At 70.9% G+C, this 20391-nt stretch carries 17 protein-coding genes and 1 pseudogene; 11 read left to right on the top strand and 7 right to left on the bottom strand.

Annotated features, from left to right (window positions below; genetic code table 11):
- Positions 1-190: 190 nt before the first annotated feature.
- On the bottom strand, positions 191-940 hold the full coding sequence (locus AB0D57_RS07370) for a DUF4232 domain-containing protein (RefSeq protein ID WP_362068105.1): 750 nt from the start codon (positions 938-940) through the stop codon (positions 191-193).
- A 217-nt stretch (positions 941-1157) separates the two neighbouring features.
- On the opposite strand from AB0D57_RS07370, the gene AB0D57_RS07365 reads away from it, so the two are divergent.
- Together AB0D57_RS07365 and AB0D57_RS07360 are read left to right on the top strand one after the other, a co-directional pair.
- Positions 1158-2453 (top strand): helix-turn-helix transcriptional regulator, encoded by a 1296-nt coding sequence (locus AB0D57_RS07365; protein ID WP_362068140.1) that lies wholly within the window; start codon positions 1158-1160, stop codon positions 2451-2453.
- A 326-nt stretch (positions 2454-2779) separates the two neighbouring features.
- Positions 2780-4156 carry a hypothetical protein gene (locus tag AB0D57_RS07360; RefSeq protein WP_362068102.1) on the top strand — a complete coding sequence of 459 codons (1377 nt, stop codon included), beginning with the start codon at positions 2780-2782 and terminating at the stop codon, positions 4154-4156.
- 206 nt (positions 4157-4362) lie between these two features.
- Here AB0D57_RS07360 and AB0D57_RS07355 read toward each other — a convergent pair.
- The 5 genes and pseudogenes from AB0D57_RS07355 to AB0D57_RS07335 all read right to left on the bottom strand — a co-directional run.
- Positions 4363-4545, bottom strand: a pseudogene (locus AB0D57_RS07355) (hypothetical protein); the annotation flags it as partial.
- 13 nt (positions 4546-4558) lie between these two features.
- On the bottom strand, positions 4559-5887 hold the full coding sequence (locus AB0D57_RS07350; RefSeq protein WP_362068099.1) for an FAD-dependent oxidoreductase: 1329 nt from the start codon (positions 5885-5887) through the stop codon (positions 4559-4561).
- 33 nt (positions 5888-5920) lie between these two features.
- A complete protein-coding gene (locus tag AB0D57_RS07345) occupies positions 5921-6631 on the bottom strand; it encodes a maleylpyruvate isomerase family mycothiol-dependent enzyme (protein WP_362068096.1) in 711 nt (236 codons plus the stop codon).
- Positions 6631-7479, bottom strand: a complete 849-nt coding sequence (locus AB0D57_RS07340) for a fumarylacetoacetate hydrolase family protein (protein ID WP_362068093.1) — start codon at positions 7477-7479, stop codon at positions 6631-6633. Before AB0D57_RS07340 ends, AB0D57_RS07345 begins: the two co-directional genes overlap by 1 nt.
- Positions 7476-8645, bottom strand: a complete 1170-nt coding sequence (locus AB0D57_RS07335; RefSeq protein ID WP_362068090.1) for a cupin domain-containing protein — start codon at positions 8643-8645, stop codon at positions 7476-7478. The genes AB0D57_RS07340 and AB0D57_RS07335 overlap by 4 nt, the downstream gene beginning before the upstream one ends.
- Positions 8646-8716: 71 nt before the next feature.
- On the opposite strand from AB0D57_RS07335, the gene AB0D57_RS07330 reads away from it, so the two are divergent.
- The 7 genes from AB0D57_RS07330 to AB0D57_RS07300 all read left to right on the top strand — a co-directional run bounded on the left by AB0D57_RS07330 (position 8717) and on the right by AB0D57_RS07300 (position 17646).
- Positions 8717-9484 (top strand): IclR family transcriptional regulator, encoded by a 768-nt coding sequence (locus AB0D57_RS07330; RefSeq protein WP_362068087.1) that lies wholly within the window; start codon positions 8717-8719, stop codon positions 9482-9484.
- Between the two features lie 318 nt (positions 9485-9802).
- The gene (locus tag AB0D57_RS07325) at positions 9803-10531 is read left to right on the top strand and encodes a BBE domain-containing protein (RefSeq protein WP_362068084.1); all 729 of its coding nucleotides are present in this window, start codon (positions 9803-9805) and stop codon (positions 10529-10531) included.
- Between the two features lie 267 nt (positions 10532-10798).
- Positions 10799-12823: an FAD-dependent oxidoreductase gene (locus AB0D57_RS07320; protein WP_362068082.1), complete on the top strand. Its 2025-nt coding sequence runs from the start codon at positions 10799-10801 to the stop codon at positions 12821-12823.
- Between the two features lie 581 nt (positions 12824-13404).
- Complete coding sequence (locus AB0D57_RS07315; RefSeq protein WP_362068079.1) at positions 13405-14409, top strand: iron ABC transporter permease; 1005 nt, start codon at positions 13405-13407, stop codon at positions 14407-14409.
- Complete coding sequence (locus tag AB0D57_RS07310; protein WP_362068076.1) at positions 14406-15530, top strand: iron ABC transporter permease; 1125 nt, start codon at positions 14406-14408, stop codon at positions 15528-15530. Before AB0D57_RS07315 ends, AB0D57_RS07310 begins: the two co-directional genes overlap by 4 nt.
- A 17-nt stretch (positions 15531-15547) precedes the next feature.
- A complete protein-coding gene (locus AB0D57_RS07305; protein ID WP_362068137.1) occupies positions 15548-16417 on the top strand; it encodes an ABC transporter ATP-binding protein in 870 nt (289 codons plus the stop codon).
- Between the two features lie 179 nt (positions 16418-16596).
- The gene (locus tag AB0D57_RS07300; protein WP_362068073.1) at positions 16597-17646 is read left to right on the top strand and encodes an iron-siderophore ABC transporter substrate-binding protein; all 1050 of its coding nucleotides are present in this window, start codon (positions 16597-16599) and stop codon (positions 17644-17646) included.
- Positions 17647-17722: 76 nt separating this feature from the next.
- On the opposite strand, the gene AB0D57_RS07295 is transcribed toward AB0D57_RS07300, so the two are convergent.
- Positions 17723-18196, bottom strand: coding sequence for a carboxymuconolactone decarboxylase family protein (locus AB0D57_RS07295; RefSeq protein ID WP_362068070.1), 474 nt, complete (start codon positions 18194-18196; stop codon positions 17723-17725).
- 297 nt (positions 18197-18493) lie between these two features.
- Here AB0D57_RS07295 and AB0D57_RS07290 point away from each other — a divergent pair, with 297 nt between their 5' ends.
- Both AB0D57_RS07290 and AB0D57_RS07285 read left to right on the top strand, forming a co-directional pair.
- Positions 18494-19645: a glutathione-independent formaldehyde dehydrogenase gene (locus tag AB0D57_RS07290; protein WP_362068067.1), complete on the top strand. Its 1152-nt coding sequence runs from the start codon at positions 18494-18496 to the stop codon at positions 19643-19645.
- Positions 19646-19837: 192 nt separating this feature from the next.
- On the top strand, positions 19838-20377 hold the full coding sequence (locus AB0D57_RS07285; RefSeq protein ID WP_362068064.1) for a DoxX family protein: 540 nt from the start codon (positions 19838-19840) through the stop codon (positions 20375-20377).
- Positions 20378-20391: the final 14 nt, after the last annotated feature.

Here is a 20391-nt window from a genome sequence, read left to right as displayed (position 1 = left end):
GTCAAGGCAGCCGCCCGGACCCACAAGGGCGAGCCCAGCCCCGCCATGGCCGAGATGGCCCGCAAGATCACCGGAGCCCTCGACGCCGCCTGATGAGGGTCGAGATGTGTTCTTTCCAGCGTGGTGAAGGAACCCGTAGAACCCGTAGAACCCGTAGACATTCGGTGTACGGGTTCCTCGCCGCCCTGGGTCACCAGGTGAGGGCGTCGTCCATGTTCTGCTGCCAGTACGTGACCGTCAGCTTGTCGTCGATGTAGACGCCTTTCGCGGGGAGCGACGGGGTGGCGCTCTTGGCGCTGTCGCTGCCGTTGCCGAAGAAGACCTCCAGGGTCTTGGCCGTGTAGCCGTTCGAGCCGCTGCCGTCGGCGGCCGCAAGGAGTACGCCCGCGTAGCCGGACTCGCCCGGGAACAGCGTGACCACCGCCTGCGGCTTGGACTCCTCGAAGACCGGCGGGACCGACTGGGCGTCGGTGAAGCGGAGCATCGGGTAGCCGGTGAGGTCGCAGCTCTTCGAGCCGGTGTTGGTGACGGTGATGAGGAGGTGGTTCAACGGGCGGGCGACCACGGTGGCGGTGGTCTTGGTGTTCGAGCCGGTGCACGGGACGTTCAGGGTGGAGTCGGTGCCGGAGTCGGTGCCGGTGCCCTTCGAGCCTGTGGAACCCGTTGCGCCCGTTGCGCCGGTCGAACCCGTGGATCCCGTAGATCCCGTAGAACCCTTGGAGGAGCTCACGGAGTCGGCCTGGCCGCCGCCCGTGGTCGCCCTCTCGCTCGTCCTGCCCGCGGAGGTGGTGGAAGCGGTGGGAGTGGGCGTGGACGAGGCCGCAAAGGACGCGCCCTCGTCCTGGACTCCCTCTCCGTTGTTGCAGGCCGTCAGCGACAGCGTGGCGAGCGTGATCGCGGTGGCGGCGAGCAGGCGGGTGCGGGTGGTGCGTGCGGACATGAGGGGTCCCCCTGGTTTCGTCACGGGTGGTTCGTGCGGGCCGCTCGACCGGGTGCCGGGAGCGGCGTGCTTGGATGACCGCAGCTTGTGGGGTGATCCGTCCCAGCCGCCACGGTTGCCGGGATCTTTGGAACGCTGGAATACCCGCAACAGCTCTGACCTGGGGGAATGCTGTCCCCCTGGAACGCCGGTCCGGGACGTGGAGAGTGGGGGAACGATGGCGGGGGACGGCTTTTCGGAGCTTCTCGGGCAGTTGAAGGAGCGGTCCGGGCTCAGTTACGGGGTGCTCGGGAAGCGGCTCCACATGAGCGCGTCGACGTTGCACCGGTACGTCAACGGGGACGCCGTACCGACGGACTACGCGCCCGTGGAGCGCTTGGCGCGGGTGTGCAGGGCGACGCCCGAGGAACTGGTGGAACTGCATCGGCAGTGGGTCCTCGCGGATGCCCGACGGGGGCAGAAGGCGGGCGGAGCTCCCGCCGAGGAGGAGCCGCAGGAACAGATGGCGGCGCAGCCCGTGACCGGGGCGACCGGGTCCGAAGCGGCGGACGGAGCCGTTCCCGAGGTCGAGCGGGGGTCCCTGGCGGAGGCTCCCGTGGTGCGACGGCGGCGTACCGTCGTCCTCGCCGGCGCCGCTGTGGTCGCCGCCGCGGTGGCGGCGGCGCTCGTGGTGAATCTCGCGCCCGGCGAGGGCGAGGGCGACCAGGGCGGGAAGCAATCGGTGGGGGCCGCCGCCGAGTCCGTCGACGACCGTCCCGGCACCTCCGAGCCGACCGAAGTGAAGGACACGCCGACCTCACCGTCCGCCTCGCGCAGCGGCAGTCCTACGGCTTCCGCCTCCGCGTCCCGGAGCAGTGGGGCCGGGGCTGCGGCCCGGGGCAGCGGTTCCGAGGACGGGGCCTCCGCGCCCAACGTCGCCGTCAATCCGTACAAGTGGGAAGGGCCGTGCAGCCAGCACTACCTGGTCGACGAAAACCCCGAGCGGGTGCCCCCGCCGCCGAGTGAGTCCGACGCACGCGGGTGGGTCACCGCGCTCGGTGGGGTCGCCGGTGGGCAGCAGATGCTCGCGCTGACCGTGCAGGGCACCGGGAAGGCCACCGTCGTCCTGGAGGAACTGCATGTGCGGGTGGTGGACAAGAGTGCGCCGCTCGCCTGGAACGACTTCGCGATGGGCGTCGGGTGCGGTGGCGGTGTGGAGACGGCGTCGTTCGGTGTGAACCTCGATGCCGGGCGGCCCGCGACCTCCCCCAAGGCCGGGCAGCGCGACTTCCCGTACAAGGTGAGTGAGTCCGATCCCGAGGTCTTCTACATCTTCGCGGACGCCCGGGCGCACAACGTGAGTTGGTACCTGGAGCTGGACTGGTCCAGCGGCGACAAGCAGGGCACCGTACGCGTCGACGACAACGGCCTGCCCTTCCGGACGAGCGGGAACGTGGGGCTGCCCGCGTACAACTATCCGCTCGGTGACTCCGAGTGGGCGCGGGACGAGTGGACTCCCAACATTCCCGGCTGAGTTCGCGCCTCTCCCGGCCCGGGTCCTCGACAAACCCGTCCGAGCGGAGCCATCGTCATCGTCTCGGGAACCCCGCTGCGTGCAGGGGCAGTTGCGACCGACGCTCGGATCGCCGCCTACCGCCCGAAGACCGTCTGCCGGACGCCGGCCGTGTGCCGCGATGCGTGCCCCACCGTGTGTGACGTCCGGCTGGGCCGTTGCGCTGGATAAGTGCCGCCTGTCGATCAAGACAATGGCAGTACGAGCAAAGCGCCGGACCGCTCTGCTCGTCGTGCCTTCCGCGGCGCTCACCGGCAGACGTCCCACTGAAGGAAGCGACCCAACACGTGCACATAAGACAGTTCGCAGAAAGAGCAGCACTCTCCGCTGCCCTGGGCCTCTCGCTCCTCGGCGTCGGAACGACCACGGCCGCCGCGGACACCAGTACCTCACTGCCGATCAGCTCGTATCGGGACATCGCTGTCGACGCGACTCATCAACAGGTCTTCCTCAGCGACCCGTTCGGTAGCAGCGTTCTGGTGACGGACTACACGGGCCAGGTCGTGAAGCAGATCAGCGGTGAGGCCGGCGCCTGGGGAATCGCGCTCTCCAGCGATTCCAGGACGCTGTACGTGGCACTCCGCGACGCCGGCGCGATCGCCGCGATCGACACCGCCACTCTGCAGGAGACCGCCCGGTACGACACCGGCACCGGCGCAGGCGCCTACGCCGGCCCGACCTCCCTCGCGCTGGCCGGCGGAAAGATCTGGTTCGGCTACAGCACGGACATCTGGCACGGCGCCCTCGGCTCCCTGGACCTGAGCGGCCCGCAGCCGGTCGTCACACGGGGCCAGGGCCTCGACACGTTCCGCGGCGCGCCCCGCCTGGCCGCCACGCCGCAGGAGCCGGACACCCTCGTCGCCGCCGAGTCCGACGGCAACAACGCCACCCTGGCGGTGTACGACGTGAGCACCGGCCAGGCCGACGCACAGGCGAGGCGCGTCGATCCAGGGCCGGACGGGTGCGCGAGCCTGCAGGACCTCGCCCTGACGCCGGACGCCGCGCGGATTGTCGTCGCCTGCTCCTCGCCCTATTACCACCAGGCGTTCCGCACCGCCGACCTGGCGGACGACGGCCGCTACACCACCGACTCGTACCCCAACGCGGTGGCCATCGCCCCCGACGGCACGATCGCGGCAGGCATCAACGGCGCCTCCTCGCCCGACGTCCACCTGTTCACGCAGGGCAACTCCACGGCCTACAAGACCTGGGACTTCCCGGCGCCGTCCCCCTACGCCACCAACACCCTCCAGTCCGCCGGTCTGGCCTGGGCCCCGGACGGCGGCCGGATTTTCGCGGTCACCAAGGACAGCAGCGCTTCGTCCCTGACGCTGCAGGTGCTCAACCACCCGCAGGTCCCCACCACCGTCACCGTGCAGGCACCCGCCTCGTCACCCCGGAATCAGGACCTCACCCTCACCGGAAAGCTCGAAGCGCCCGTGGGGTTCGGCACCGGAAGCACCGTCGACATCTGGCGGATCGACGACCCCTTGGCGGGTGAGGGCACGCTGATCGGGTCCGCAGACGTCGCCGCGGACGGAACGTTCAGCTACACCGACCAGCCGAGGGCCAAGGGCGATGTCCTGTACACCGTCCAGTACTACGGCGACGCGCGGCACGCCTATGCCTATGGCACGGTCACGGTCAATATCACCTCTGACTGAGTCCCTTCCACGTCGCGCCACAGGCCGGGCTCGGACCCCGCAGGCTGGATCCGACGCAAGGGGCCGTGGCAACACGCGGTGAGTTGTTCAAGCCGCGAGCAGTTTGGACAGGCGCTCGGCCGGGGCTTCCCAGCCGAGCGTCTTGCGTGGGCGGATGTCGAGTTCGGCGGCGTGGTGGCCCCCCGGTCGGCGTCGTGATGGCCGCGTCAGGAGTCGCTGCACCGGTCTCGTTCCAGACTCACCTCGTCGGTGACGTTCTCCAGGAGCACGACGAGGGCCTGGCCCACGCCGATGCAGATGGCCGCGACGCCCCAGCGCTGTCGCCGCTCACGCAGCACCTTTGCCGGGGTGGCAAGGAGTCGGCCGCCCGAGGCGCCCGGCGGGTGCCCGAACAGGCGTCGCTCATGATGTGCCGCTGCCCACCATCGTCGCCGCTTCCCGCGACGGCTCGTCCCCCGACTCCTCGAGGACCGCCGAGGACAGCGGGATCGGCGTGAACATGGGGGATTCCTCGTCCGGCGTCAGCGCGGTCGGGCCGTACACCCAGTCGGTGAAGGAGTAGTCGTGGGTGTCCCGCTCCCGCATGATCGCGTTGCGCCGGCGCCGGGGCTCTGCGTCGAGGTGCCACAGCTCGCCCCAGGCGCGGGCCGTGGTCTGCACCCGACGGCAGTGCTCCACCCGGACCGCCTCGTACGCCGCCAGCGCGGCGTCCCAGTCCGGTCGGGTGCCCGCCACAGCGGCCTCGGTCAGCCGGGCGTAGTTCCGGGCGAGCACCCATCCGTCCTCGATCGCCATGATCGCGCCCTGCGCCATGTACTGCAGCGGCGGATGCGCGGCGTCGCCGAGCAGCGCGATACGGCCGTGCACCCACGTCTCGATCGGGTCGCGGTCGAGCATCTGCCACCAGCGGTCCCGCCACATCAGCGGAATGCCCTTGCGCACGGTGTCGCAGGTGGCCTCGAAGGCCGCGTCCAGTTCGTCGGGCGTACCCCAGTCCTCTCGCCCGGCGAGGGCCTTGGGCGACTCGAACACGGCGACCTGGTTGAACATCTCGCCGCCGCGCAGCGCGTACTGGACGAAGTGGCAGCGCGGGCCGACGTAGACGGTGACGTCGTTCTCCGCGATGCCGTTGTCCCGGACCTGCTCGATGGGGACGGCCGCGCGGTAGGCGACGTAGTCGGAGCTGACCACGTCGTCGCCCACCAGCTGCCGGCGGGCCACGGAGTGCAGGCCGTCTGCGGCGACGACCAGCGGCGCCTCCTGGGTGGTGCCGTCCTCCAGGCGGATCAGGGCGCCGCCGTCCGTGTGCTCGTAGCCGACGACGGTCTGGTCGGTCAGCAGCTCGACACCGGCGCGTTCGCAGGCACGCAGGAAGATGCCGTGCAGGTCGCTGCGGTGGATGACCATGTACGGGAAGCCGTAGCGGCGTTCGAGGTCGCGCAGGTCCAGCCGGGTCAGTTCCCGGGAGTCAAGCGCGTCCCGCATCACCATTTTTTCGGGGACGACGCCAAGAGTCCTGGCCTCCTCGAGGAGACCGTACTCGGCGAGGATGCGGGTGCAGTTGGGTGCGATCTGCAGACCGGCGCCCACCTCCCCGAACTCCTTGGCCCGTTCGAGGACACGTACACGCAGTCCCTGACGGGCCAGGGCGAAGGCGGAACCGAGGCCGCCGATACCGCCGCCGACCACGAGAACGTCGGGCCGCCCGGCGGGGCTGGGTTGAGGATTCATGATCTGTTCCTTCGGTCGCGGGGCAGGCCCGGGTCAGAGCCAGGCGCCCAGCGTGGGGGCGCGCGTGCCGTCCGGGGTGAGCGGGCCTGCGTTCCGTCCGGTCAGGTAGGCCGCGATATCGGGCAACTCGCCCGTGACCAGGGCGACTTCGCCGTCGCCCGGCAGGTCCCACGCGGCTCCGGTGGCCGGGGCCCGCAGAGTCAGAGCCGGGCCGGGGGCCGCGGCGCGCTTGGTGACGACGTCGTCGCACAGGGCGGTGAGGAAGTCGGGCGGCAGGTCGGCGAAGGACACGCCGTTCGCCAGGTCGACGGCGTGCACGCACACTTCGCGGGAGCGCAGCCAGGGCACCTCGGTGGCCGGCACGGTCCGGCCCTGTGCGGTGACGACCTGCGCGCGCCACTGCTCCTCGCCGAGCGCGGCCATCCCCTTCTCCAGGGCGTCCGCCGAGCCGCGCAGCCACGCGGTCAGCTCGGCGGCCGGCAGGGCACGGCCCCGTTCGATGCCGGTGGCGCGTTCCTCGGGCGAGGCGTACATCGGTGTGGGTTCGCCGGTGGCGGCCCAGTGCACCAGGTTGGACAGCGCCTCGGCGTTGGCGGCGACGTGGGCCGCCACGTGGGCCCGGCTCCAGCCGGGCAGGGCGCTCGGCGCGGCGAAGGCGGCGGCGTCGAGGCCGGCGGCGGCCTTGAGCGTCAGCTCGGTGCCGAGCAGGGCCCAGCGGCGGGTGTCGTCGAACGTACGGGACATCAGGCGGACTTCTCCTTGACGACCCGGTTCTCCAGGCGGCCGATGCCCTCGACCTCGGTGACGACCGTCTCGCCGCCGACCAGGTAGCGGGCCGGCTTGCGGGCGTGGCCGACGCCGCCGGGGGTGCCGGTGGCGATGATGTCGCCGGGGTGGAGACGGGTGATCGTGGAGACGTACTCGACCAGGTCGACCGGGTCGAAGAGCAGGTCGCCGGTGGTGTCGGACTGCATGACCTCGCCGTCGACCGTGAGCCGCACGTCGAGGGCGGGGCGGACGCCGCCCGGCAGCTCGTCGGGGGTGACCAGGTACGGACCGACCGGGGTGGTGGAGTCCCACGTCTTGCCCTGCAACCACTCGCGGGTGCGGAACTGCCAGTCGCGGCAGGTGATGTCGTTCAGGACGGTGAACCCGGCGATCGCCCGCTCGGCCTCCTCGCCCCGGGCGCGGCGCACGTGCTTGCCGACGACCACCGCGAGCTCGACCTCCCAGTCGAACGCGTCGGTCTCCTCCGGCCGGACGATGTCGTCACCGGCACCGATGAGCGCGTCGGCGAACTTGGCGAACAGGGTGGGGTGTTCGGGCAGGTCCCGGCCCATCTCCTGGATGTGGTTGCGGTAGTTGAGTCCGACACAGACCACCTTCGACGGCCGCGGAACCACGGGCGCGAACTCGGCGCCGTCCACGGGGTACGTCGTCGCGCCGTCGGCGGTGGCCGCTGCGGCGCGCTCGGCCCAGTCGTCCCGGTCCAGCAGGGTGCCCAGGTCGGGGACGCCGAGGTCGACCAGGACGTCGCCGTCGAGCCGGACGGCCCGGGTGGTGCCGGCGGTGCGGAGGGTGGCGAGCTTCATCGGGTGGTTCCTTCCACGTGCGTACGGCCCAGCCGGAGGGCCTCGAAGATCGGGGAGTCGCTGAACCGGAACAGGTCCAGCGCGCCGGAGTCGGAGTCGGTGGAGCCGGCCTCGGAGCGGACCGAGAGCGGCTGCCAGGAGGGGACGACGAACAGGTCGCCGCGCGTGAGCGACCACGACTTCTCCCCGACGGTGACGGCGCCGGAGCCGTCGAAGACCTGATAGACGGACGAGCCCGTCTCGCGCACCGGCGCGGTCTCGGCGCCGCGCGCGATCCGGTGCATCTCGGCCCGGATGGTCGGCAGCACGTCGGCGCCGGTCACCGGGTCGGTGAACCGGACGGCGGCGTGACCGGGCTCCACGGTGCCGCCGAAGCCCTCGGCCTCCAGGGCGAGCTGGTCGTTCAGGGCGCGGTCGGTGTGCTCCCAGCGGTACGCCAGCAGGGGGGATCCGGGGGCAAGCTCCCCGGCCGAGACCGGGCGCAGACCGGGGTGACCCCACAGCCGCTCGGAACGCGAACGCTCGGGGGTGATCCGCTCGGCGTCGCTGATCTCGTCGCGGCCGAACTCGAAGAACTGCGCCTCGGTGGCGTACTGAAAGGGGATGTCCAGGCCGTCGATCCAGGCCATCGGCTCGGCGGTGGCGTTGTGGTGGGCGTGCATGTGCCAGCCCGCCTGCGGCAGGAAGTCACCGCGCCGCATGGCCACCGGGTCACGCCCCACGACCGTCCACACGCCCTCGCCCTCGACGACGAAGCGAAAGGCGTGCTGGGTGTGGCGGTGTTCGGGGGCGCCCTCGCCCGGCATGAGGTACTGGATGGCCGCCCACAGCGTCGGCGTTGCGAACGGCCTCCCGCCGAGGGAGGGGTTGGCCAGCGCGATGGCCCGGCGCTCACCGCCACGGCCGACGGGGACCAGGTCGCCGGCCTCGGCTGCCAGCTCCCGCAGCCGCTCCCAACGCCACAGGTGCGGCACGGCGCGCGAGCGCGGATGGGCCGGCATCAGGTCGCCGATCTCGGTCCACAGCGGAACGAGCAACTCCTGCTCGAAGCCCCGGTACAGCTCTTCGAGCGCCGGGGTGACCTCGGGTTGCCCTTCTGCGGAGACGGCCTGGAGCCGGACCGGGGAACCCGTAGCGATGTCTTGGGCGAGAGAAGACTGAGTCACAGGCCTCAGCGTGCATCGTCCCTTCCAGAAGAACATGTAAATTCTCGAGAGCAGAATCCGGAGGCCACGCCATGGACAAACCGCTCAAGACGCCGCCGCCCTACCCCATCGCCAGCGTGGACCACGCGCTGCGGGCGGCGACCATCCTGCAGATGGAGGGCGGCGCGACCGTGTCGCAGATCGCCGAGCGGCTGGGCGTCGCCAGGTCGACCGCCCACCGGGTCCTGGCCATGCTCGTCTACCGGGACTTCGCCGTGCAGGGCGAGGACCGCGTCTACCGCGCGGGGCTGGTGCTGGAACTCGCCGCGCACTCCCAGTCCCTCGTGTCGCGGCTGCGCGCGGCGGCGCTGCCCCATCTGCACCGGGTCGTCGATCTTCTGGACGAGACCGCGAACCTGACCGTGCGCACCGGGGACACGGCCCGGTTCATCGCCAGCGTCGAGTGCCGGCAGGCGCTGCGGGTCGGTTCCCGGGAGGGCATGGTGTTCCCGGCCCACCGCACGACGGCGGGGCTGCTCCTGCTCGCCGACCTCGCCGAGGAAGAGCTGGAGGAGGTCTACGCCCCCGAGCGTTACCGCGACCGTCCGGCCGATCGCCCGGATCTCGCCCGGCTGCGGACGGAGTTGAGGCGTCTGCGCCGCAACGGGTTCGCCGTCAACAAGGAGCGATCCGAACGCGGCCTCGTCGCCGTCGGCGTACCGGTGCGCGACCGGGACGGCACCGCGCTGGCCGGTCTGTCGGTGTCGATGCCCAGCGTGCGCTACGACCCGCACCACCTCCAGCCCCTGGTCGCCGCCCTGGACTCCGCGGCGCACGCCCTGGAGAAGGACCTGGCCTAGGTCCTGTCGTCAAATTCCCGTCGTCCGCCCGGAGGGCGGGCCTCGCGGCGTCAGGTGCGTGCTCTCGGCGTGCCGGGCACAGACCCTCGTACTGGTTGTACGTGGGTCTGTGCCCGGTGCGGCGAGGGTGCGTGCATGGCGTCGCGAGGCAGGCGGGAATTTGACGACAGGGCCTAGCAGCGCTGAGCCCCTGGTCGTACGACGACGTGGAGCCCTCCACCCCCTGGACAGCCCCGGCCGGGGAAGTGCCAGCCGGTTGACCGCCGGGCTGTCGCCGCCCGCGGCAGCCGTGTTCCGGGGGGGCAGGGCCCTCAGCCGGTGCGGTTCAGAGGCCGAAGCGCGTCCGGAACCCCTCGCGAACTGGGCCTGCTGGCCGCGATCGCCCCCGCCCCCGCGCTGCCGATGCTGCCACCGGAAGCGCACGGCAAGCCGGTGCTGGTCCTCGTCCCGGTCCACAGCGGCGACCCTGCCGGTGCCGACGAGGTCATCGAGCCCCTCGCCGCGCTCGGCCGGCCGGTCGCCGACCTCGTCGCCAAGATGCCCTGGTCGCAGGCGAACAGCATGCTCGACGCCATCGCCCCCTACGGCAAGCGCATGAACCTGCGCGGCGGCTACCTCCCGGCCCTGTCCGCCGACGCCATCGGAGTCCTGCTGCGGCACGCCGCCACCGCGCCCTCCCACCCCGGCGCCGCCACCTCCTTCAACCTCTGGTGCATGGGCGGCGCGATCTCCGAGGACGTCGCCGAGGACGCCACCGCCTTCTCCCGCGAGGGAGCCGCCTGGCTGTGGGAGGCCGTCAGCATGTGGGACGACCCCGACCACGACCCGCAGTACGAACAGTGGGCGACGACGGTCGGCGAGGCGATGCGCACCCACTCGATGACCAGCGGCTACACCAACCTCACCGACGACCGGGGCGAGGCATGGCGCCGCGGAGTCCACGGCAGCGAGGCCAAGCACCAGCGGCTGCGCGCGGTCAAGGCGGCCTGGGACCCGGACAACCTGCTCCGCTTCAACAAGAACATCGCACCCGCGACCACCGGATGACCCACACCGCCCTGGTGCACTGACGGCTGTCTCTGCCCCGACGTGTCGGTGCCGACGAACCCCCAGGTCGGAAGCCCGGAGGTGCTTTGTCGTCCGGACCGGTGGGAGGGTGGCGCACTTCGGTGGTCGTGCTCAGGGGCGCGCGGGAGCGGCACGTCCGCTCAGGCGGTCGCCAGGGCAGGGGACGCACCCCGTGGCGCTCCCACGTTCCGGTGATCGCCGTTGATCGCTCTGCCGGACGTACGCCGTCCCCTCTATCCATGACGTATGGATGACCTCTCCCCCACAGCCGGCCATCATCCGCTCTCCAGGCGCCAGTTGACGGTCGCGGCCGGTACAGCCGCGGCCGCGACCGCTCTCGGGCTGAGCGCGGCGGATCCGGCCGCCGCGGCCCCCGCCGCTCCCCCGGAAGCCCCAGCCGCCCCCTGCCCGCCGAGATCCACCGCCGACTGGGCCACCTGTCTCGCCGTCGCCCGCGCGCTGCTGGTCGTCGACGACGACAACAAGCCGCTCGTGCCGACGTACGAGAAAATCCTCGACTCCGGTCTGCCGCGCCCCAGGACGGGGGGCGGCGCCAAGAAGATCCTGGTGGTCGGGGCGGGACCGGCCGGCCTGGTGGCGGCCTGGCTGCTGCAGCGGGCCGGGCACCACGTGACGCTGCTGGAGGCCAATGGCAACCGCGTGGGCGGCCGCATCAAGACCTTCCGCACCGGCGGGCACGAGCACGCGGCGCAGCCGTTCGCCGATCCGCGGCAGTACGCCGAAGCCGGGGCCATGCGGATCCCCGGCAGTCATCCACTGGTGATGCGCCTGATCGACCAACTCGATGTCGAGCGGCGCCGGTTCCACCTCGTCGACGTCGACGGCGAGGGAAAGCCCGTCAACCAGGCGTGGATCCACGTCAACGGCATCCGTATGCGCCGCGCCGCGTACGCGACGTCCCCGCGCAGGATCAACCGGTCGTTCGGCGTGCCGCGCAAGCACTGGGACACCCCCTCCGCCACGATCCTGCGCGCCGCTCTGGACCCCGTACGCAACGAGTTCAGCACGGTGGGTCCGGACGGCAAGCGCGTCGACAAGCCCATGCCCGAACGGGTGCGGGGCTGGGCGCGGGTGATCCAGCGGTACGGCGACTGGTCCATGTACCGGTTCCTGACCGAGCAGGCCGGCTTCGACGAGCGCACCATCGATCTCATCGGCACCCTCGAGAACCTGACCTCACGGCTGCCGCTGTCCTTCGTCCACAGCTTCATCAGCCAGTCGCTGATCAGCCCCGACACCGCGTTCTGGGAGCTGGTCGGCGGCACCGCGACCCTCCCGGACGCGTTGCTGGGCAAGGTCGGCGACCAGCTGCGGCTGGACCGGCGTGCCACGCACATCGAGTACTGGGACCCGGATCGGGCCGCCGACGGCGACACCTCACACGTCCGCCCCGACGGGCCCCACGTGTCGATCGACACGGTGTCCGAGGGGCGTGACGGCAAGGTCGTGCGGGAGCGGTTCACCGGGGATCTCGCGATCGTCACGGTCCCTTTCTCCGGGCTGCGGCAGGTGCAGGTCAGCCCGCTGATGTCGTACGGCAAACGCCGTGCCGTCGGCGAGCTCCACTACGACAGCGCGACCAAGGTGCTGCTCGAATTCAGCCGCCGCTGGTGGGAGTTCACCGAGGCCGACTGGAAACGCGAACTCGACGCGGTGCGGCCCGGACTGTACGACGCGTACCGACAGGGCAAGGCACCCGCCGACGGAAGCCTCCTCGGCACGCATCCGTCGGTGCCGCCCGGCCACATCAGCCCGGCGCAGCGCGTCCACTACGCCGCCAACCGCTGGGCCTCCCGCGAGCAGCCCGAGGCGGCGCACATCATCGGCGGCGGCTCGGTCGCCGACAACTCCAACCGCTTCATGATCAACCCCTCCCACCCGGTCTCCGGCAGCAAGGGGGGCGTCGTCCTCGCCTCCTACAGCTGGGCCGACGACGCCTCCCGCTGGGACTCCTTCGACGACGACGCCCGCTACCCGCACGCGCTCAGGGGCCTGCAGCAGGTCTACGGGCAGCGCATCGAGGTCTTCTACACGGGCGCCGGCCGCACGCAGAGCTGGCTGCGCGACCCGTACGCGTACGGCGAGGCGTCCGTCCTGCTCCCCGGCCAGCACACGGAGCTCCTCGCGGCCATCCGCGCCCCCGAGGGCCCCCTGCACTTCGCCGGGGACCACACCTCGGTCAAACCCTCGTGGATCGAGGGCGCCGTCGAGTCGGGGGTGCGGGCCGCACTCGAAGTGCACTTGGCCTGAAGGCCCAGGGCCTGTCGTTCGGATCAGGTCGCGGGGAATCGACGATGCCCTGTCGGCGCCGCAGACGCGCGTGCCCGACCCCGCTCACCGGCGTGATCCAAACGACAGGCCCCAGGTCGGACGGTGGTCTTGGGCGGTCGAGGGCCGAGCGTGCCACTGCACGACGGCCGTCGACCGCCCGCGCCACGGTCGCAACCGCATGTCGATCGTCGGGGCGCGGTGGAGCGCAGTTCCTTGAACTTCCCGGGCGAGAGGCCCAGGCCCTGTCGTCAAATTCCCGCCTGCCTCGCGACGCCATGCACGCACCCTCGCCGCACCGGGCACAGACCCGCGTACAACCAGTACGAGGGTCTGTGCCCGGCACGCCGAGAGCACGCACCTGACGCCGCGAGGCCCGCCCTCCGGGCGGACGACGGGAATGTGACGACAGGACCTAGGGCGACCTCCTCCGACGCGTGGCGGCCGTCTGACCTGAGCTTCGCGGCCTGGGCCTCGCCCGTGCTCCGCGACTACCGGAAGCCGCCCTTCCGTCACCACGTACTCTTAGGCAAGCCTTAGCTGATTGATACGGAGAAGGGTGCATGTCAGGAGTCGCAAGACGCCGCGTCGGCTGGATGGCAGCCGCCCTTCTCCTGTTGTTGCTGGCCGTGCTGCTGAGCCTCGCGGTCGGCAGCCGGACGATCCCGCCCTCGACGGTCTGGGACGCTCTGGTGCACGGTGGTACCAGCGACGACGCCCAGGTCGTACGGTCGCTGCGCGTGCCGCGGACGGTCATCGGCGTGCTGGTCGGCATCGCACTGGCCGTTGCCGGAACGGTTCTGCAGGGCATCACCCGGAACCCGATCGCCGAGCCCGGCATCCTCGGCATCAGCCAGGGCGCCTCGCTGGGCGTGGTCTTCGCCATCGCCTTTCTCGGGGTGCACACCCTGACCGGATACGTCTGGTACGCCTTCGCGGGCGCGGGAGTCGCGGCGGTCTGCATCTACGCCGTCGCCAGCGGCGGACGCGGCGGCGCGTCTCCGGTCAAGCTGGCACTGGCGGGGGCCGCGATGAACGCGTTCATCGCCTCCGTCATCTCGGCCGTTCTCACCACCAACGCACGGGCCCTCGACGAGTTCCGGTTCTGGGACGTCGGTTCGATCAGCGGGCGGGACACGACGATCGCGGGCCAGGTCTGGCCCTTCCTGCTCGCCGGTCTGCTGCTGGTGCTGGCCATGGCCCGCGGGCTGGACGCGCTCGCGCTCGGCGACGACATCGCCCGCGGGCTCGGCCACAACGTCGCCCTGCTGCGCGCGACCGGCGCCCTGGGCGCGACCGTCCTGACCGGCGCCGCGGTCGCCGCGGCCGGTCCCATCGCCTTCATCGGTCTCGCCGTACCGCACATCGCCCGCGCGCTCGTCGGCCCGGGACACCGTCTGCTGCTGCCCATGGCCGCGCTGCTCGGCCCGGTGATGCTGCTCCTGGCGGACGTCCTCGGCCGGATCGTCGTACCGCCCTCGGAAGTCCCGGTGGCCGTCATGACGGCGCTGGCCGGTGTGCCGTTCCTGGTCGTGCTGGTGCGGAGGAAGGCGGTGGCGACGGCATGACGTACGTCGACCGGGATGCCGCGTGCGAGGACCGGGGTGTCCCGTCCAGTCCCCTCAAGCCTCTCGCCGCCGTCCGCCCCGCGGGGCACACCGTCCTGCGGGCCGGGCGCGGCAGCAGCTTCCTGCTGCACCGCAGGGCCCTTGTGGTGGCCGTCGTCCTCACCGTCCTGCTCGCGGCCGTCGTCGTGGCGTCCCTGTGCGTCGGCGAGTCGTTCGTCCCGCCGACCGAGGTCGTCCGCGTGCTGCTCGGCCTGCCCAGCCCCGACGAGTTGGTCGTCGGCACGCTGCGGTTGCCGCGGCTGGTGACCGGGCTGCTGGTGGGGACCGCCTTCGGGCTGTCCGGCGCGCTGATCCAGACCATGGCCCGCAACCCGCTGGCCAGCCCCGACGTCATCGGCGTGACGCACGGCGCGGGGGCGGCGACGGTCGCCGCGATGACCTTCGGCCTCACCTCGTACGCCGTCCTGCCGTACGTGTCCGTCGTGGGCGGGCTGCTGGCCGCCCTGCTCGTCTACCTGCTCGCGTGGCGGGGCGGCCTCACCGCCTCCCGTTTCATCCTCGTGGGCATCGGCATCTCGGTGGCGCTCGGCTCCCTGACCCGACTGCTGGTGACCAAGGGCGACTACCTGGTCGCCCAGCAGGCCAAGACCTGGCTCACCGGGTCGCTCAACGGCCGCGGCTACGACCAGGCGGCACCGCTCGCGACCGCCCTGGTGCTGCTCCTGCCGTTCCTGCTGTGGGCGGCCCGCGCGCAGCGGAGCGCGGCGTTCGACGAGGACACGGCCACCGCCCTCGGTATCCGGCTCGGCCGGGTGCGGCTCGGGCTGAGCGTCCTCGGTGTCGTCCTCGCGTCCGTCGCGACCGGGGCCGCGGGTCCCGTCGACTTCGTGGCCCTGCTCGCCCCGCAGATCGCCCGCAGGCTCACCCGCACCCCGCACGTTCCGCTGGTGTGCTCCGCACTGACGGGCGCACTGATCGTGGTCGTCGCGGATCTGCTGGCCCGCAGGCTCCTCTCGCCGCTGGAACTGCCGGTCGGCGTGTTCACCGCCCTGGTGGGCGCCCCCTATCTGATGTGGCTGATCGTCCGCACCCGCAACAGCCGTTCCGGAGGAACCGCGTGACCGGCAACCGTCCCACCATGCAGGACAACTGTCTCGCTGCACAGGACAATCCCACGGCTCAGGACAACCGTCTCACCGCGCGGGGGCTCACCCTCGCCTACGAGGACCGCACGGTCGTCGAGGACCTGGACCTGGAGATCCCGGACGGGAAGGTCACCGTCATCGTCGGCCCCAACGCCTGCGGCAAGTCCACCCTGCTGCGCGCCCTGGGCCGGCTGCTGAAACCGCGCCGGGGCGCCGTGTTCCTCGACGGCGTCGAGCTGGCCCGCATCCCCACCAAGAGGATCGCCCAGGTGATCGGCCTGCTGCCGCAGACCCCGGTGTCGCCGGAGGGGATCACGGTCGCGGACCTGGTCTCGCGCGGACGGCAGCCGCACCAGAAGTGGTGGCAGCAGTGGTCCGAGACCGACGAGACGGCCGTTTCCGAGGCGATGGAGCGTACGGGGACCATCGACCTCGCCGAGCGCCCGATCGACGAACTGTCGGGCGGTCAGCGCCAACGCGTGTGGATCGCGATGGCCCTGTCCCAGGACACCGACCTGCTGCTGCTCGACGAGCCGACGACCTACCTGGACATCGCCCATCAGGTCGAAGTACTGGATCTCGTACGGCAGTTGAACCAGGAACGCGGCCGAACCGTGGTGGCGGTGCTGCACGACCTGAACCAGGCGGCCCGCTACGCCGACCACCTGATCGCCATGCGAGCGGGACGGATCGTGGCGCAGGGCCCGCCCGCCGACATCGTCACGGCCGACCTCGTCCAGGAGGTCTTCGGGCTCGCCTCGGTCGTCGTACCGGATCCGGTGACGGGTGATCCGCTGGTGGTTCCCGGTCCTCCACGAGAGGCGGGACCGGGCCACGTGCCCGCACAGAAGACGGCCCCGTGACCGTCACGTCGGCGGCCACGTGTTCCGACCATGTAAACCGTCACGTGATCGAAGCAGTGATCGGAACAGTGATCGGAACAGTGATCGGAACCACACATTCCGGATGCCGCCCTTCCATAGGATTCTCATAAGGTAAGGCTCGCCTTAGCTTTTCTGTTTCGTACGACGGGAGTCCTCCCATGTCCCTCCGCCGCCGCGGCACCGCCGCCGCAGCCCTCGCTCTCGCCGCCGCGCTCTCCCTGACGGCGTGCGGCGGTTCCTCCGACGGCGGGGAAGGCACGGCCGCCGAGGCCTCCGCCGGTGCCGGTGGCAAGAAGGCGGTCGCCCAGGGCGGGGAGGACTTCGCGGACGCGGCGAAGAAGACCGCCGCGTTGGGCACCGACGCCAAGGCCGGCGAGTGGCCGCGCACCATCACCCACGCCATGGGCAAGACGGAGATCAAGGACCAGCCCAAGCGCGTGGTCGTCCTCGACGTCGGCGAACTCGACAACGTCGTGTCCCTCGGCATCAAGCCGGTCGGCCTCGCCCCCACCGAGGGCTCCCCCGAGCTGCCGTCGTACCTGAAGAAGGACGCGGGCAGCCCGAAGAACGTCGGCACGATCAACAGCCTCAACCTGGAGGCGATCGCCGCGCTGAAGCCCGACCTGATCCTCGGCAGCCAGCTGCGTGCCGCCGACACGTACGACGAGTTGTCCCAGATCGCGCCGACCGTCTTCTCCGTCCGCCCCGGCTTCACCTGGAAGGAGAACTACCTCCTCAACGCGGCAGCCCTCGACAGGACGGCACAGGCGAAGGAGAAGCTCGCGGCGTACCAGGACAAGGCCGAGGCGCTGAGCGAGAAGCTCGGCACCGACAAGCCGACCGTCTCGATGGTCCGCTACCTGCCGGACGGCGTCATCCGCCTGTACGCCAACGCCTCGTTCATCGGCACGATCCTGAAGGACGTCGGCATCCCCCGGCCGAAGAACCAGGACATCGAGGACCTCGCCGCCGAGGTCAGCGCCGAGAACATCGACCAGGCCGACGCCGACTACATCTTCACCGGCGTCTACGGCGACCCGAAGGCCACCGACAAGTCCACCGCGCAGAACAACCCGCTGTGGAAGAACCTCGGCGCCGTCAAGGCCGGGCACGCCTACGACGTCCCGGACGAGACCTGGTACCTCGGCCTCGGCGTGACGGCCGCCGACGAGGTGCTCGCCGACCTGGAGAAGCACCTCGCCAAGTAGGACAGGTCCTGGCGATCGAAGCAGCGCACCCACGGCCGGCCCCGCGATCCACGCGAGGCCGGCCTGGTGCTTCTCGTCAGCCGAACTGGCCGGGCCGGTAGTCGCCGGCGGGCTGCTGGACGATGACGTTCACGCGGTTGTAGGCGTTGATGAGGGCGATGAGGGACACCAGGGCGGCGAGCTGGTCCTCGTCGTAGAACTTGGCGGCGTTCGCCCATGCCTCGTCCGTGACGCCTCCGGCCGCGTCGGCGATGCGGGTGCCCTGCTCCGTCAGCTCCAGGGCGGCGCGCTCGGCATCGGTGAACACCTTGGCCTCCCGCCAGGCCGCGATCAGGTTGAGGCGCGTCGAGGTCTCACCGGCGTGCGCGGCGTCTTTGGTGTGCATGTCGGTGCAGAAGCCACAGCCATTGATCTGACTGGCGCGGATCTTCACCAGCTCCTGCGTCGCGGCAGGCAGCGTCGAATCCGAGACCGCCTTGCCCGCCGAGTTGATGTACCGCAAGAACGTGCCGGCGAGCGGGTTGCCGAAGAGGTTCAAGCGAGCATCCATGGTGCGCTCCCCTGTGTCGTTGTTGGCGTCCACACCTCTCTGACGGAGCGGCTCGGCAAGATGTGACATGCGACAGGAAAGAGTTGCCGGGCACCCCTACGGGCCGCTGGTCGCGGCCGCCCCCGGCGTCGGTTGCGGCCCGTGCCGTAGGGGCGTTACCTGGAGGTACGGGCGGTGAAGCGAGAGCACTCGAGGCCACGGCACAGGGCCGACGGCCCGCGCCTTCGTGTGTGTCCCCCCGGGTAGCGGCCCGTTCGTCACCGCCGTCATCCAGCGTTCGACGCGGAGGTGGCAAAGGTGAAAGCCGTCGTTTACGAGAAGCCCTTCAGTGTGGCTGTGAGGGAAGTCGAGGATCCACGGATCCAGCACCCCAACGATGTGCTTGTACGGGTCACGTCGTCCGCGATCTGCGGATCGGACCTGCACATGTACGAGGGCCGCACCGCGGCCGAGTCGGGCATCGTCTTCGGACACGAGAACCTCGGCATAGTCGAGGAGGTCGGTAGCGGCGTGGCCTCACTGTCCAAGGGGGACCGCGTGGTGATGCCCTTCAACGTCGCCTGCGGATTCTGCAAGAACTGTCTGGCGGGCAGGACCGGTTTCTGCCTGACGGTCAATCCCGGTTTCGCCGGCGGAGCCTACGGATACGTGGCGATGGGCCCGTACACCGGTGGTCAGGCGGAACTCCTGCGGGTGCCCTACGCCGATTTCAACTGCCTGAAGCTGCCACCGGGCGAGGAATTCGAGACCGATTTCGTGCTGCTCGCCGACATCTTCCCGACCGGCTACCACGGATGCGAACTCGCCCAGGTGACGCCTGGCGAGAGCGTGGCCGTCTTCGGCGCCGGACCGGTGGGACTGATGGCCGCCTACTCCGCGCTGCTGCGCGGGGCGTCAAAGGTGTTCTCCGTCGACCGGGTGCCCGAGCGGCTCGCCAAGGCGGAGGAGATCGGGGCCATCCCGATCGACTTCACCCAGGGCGATCCGGCCGAACGGATCAAGGAACAAACGGGAGGAGAGGGAACCGACAAGGGCGTGGACGCCGTCGGGTACCAGGCCCAGGCGCACGACGCCAGCCACGAGGAGCCCGCCGTCGTCCTCAACACACTCGTCGAGACGGTGCGGCCGACCGGCATGCTCGGCATACCAGGTCTGTACGTCCCCTCCGACCCCGGCGGACCCGACGAGCACGCCAAGCACGGCCAACTACTGGTCTCCATCGGCAAGATGTTCGAGAAGGGCCAGCAGATGGGCACCGGTCAGTGCAACGTCAAGCGGTACAACCGCCAGCTACGTGACCTGATCATCGCCGGGCGCGCCAAGCCCAGCTTCGTGGTCTCCCACGAGCTGCCGCTGGACCAGGCGCCGCAGGCGTACGAGAAGTTCGACCAGCGGATCGAGGGCTATACCAAGGTGGTGCTGCATCCCGGTCACGCCCTCGCGGCGTGAGCGACGGGTCCGGGCGCGCAGGCGCCCGGACCCCTGCGGTTGAGCGATGCCGCCTGCGGTCCGGTCGGCGGTTTTTGGCCTGTCGACGCGGGATGCGCCGAGAGCGCCTTGGTGACGGTCCCCACCGATGTGCCGGTTCCTTGGGTGGTCCGGCAACCGCCCGGGGAGCCTCATGCAAGAAGAGAGCTCCCGATGAAAATCACCGCTGCTCAGTGGCGCGCCTCGCCCGAGCCCACGGCACGGCCGGCCCTCTCCGCCGGCGACTGCGGTCTGCTCCTCCTCAGGCTCACCTTCGGCCTGCTCATGGCGGCCCATGGCGCCCAGAAGCTCTTCGGGATCTTCGGCGGCGCCGGTCTGTCCGCCACCGCCGACGGTTTCGCCGCCCTGGGCTACCACCCCGGAACGCTCTTCGCCGTCATCGGCGGCGCATCCGAGTTCCTCGGAGGGCTGGGGCTGGCGGTCGGGCTGTTCACCCCCCTGGCGGCCGCCGCCGTGATCGGCGTGATGATCAACGCCATGGTCACCGTCACCGCCGAGCACGGTCTGTGGGCGACCGACGGCGGTGTGGAGTACAACGTGTCCATCGCCGTCGCCGCACTCACCATCGCGGCCACCGGCCCCGGGCAACTCGCCCTTGACCGGCCGTTCCGCTGGGGGAAGGGCGGCTGGCTGGAAGCGGCCCTCGCACTCTTCCTCGGCGGCATCGGCGCTGCCATCGTGCTGATCATTTGAGGTGCAACCGAGGT

Origin of the sequence: Streptomyces sp. NPDC048275 (genome assembly GCF_040652275.1) — a bacterium.
GTDB lineage: Bacteria > Actinomycetota > Actinomycetes > Streptomycetales > Streptomycetaceae > Streptomyces.
This window is presented reverse-complemented; position numbering and strand designations above follow the sequence as displayed.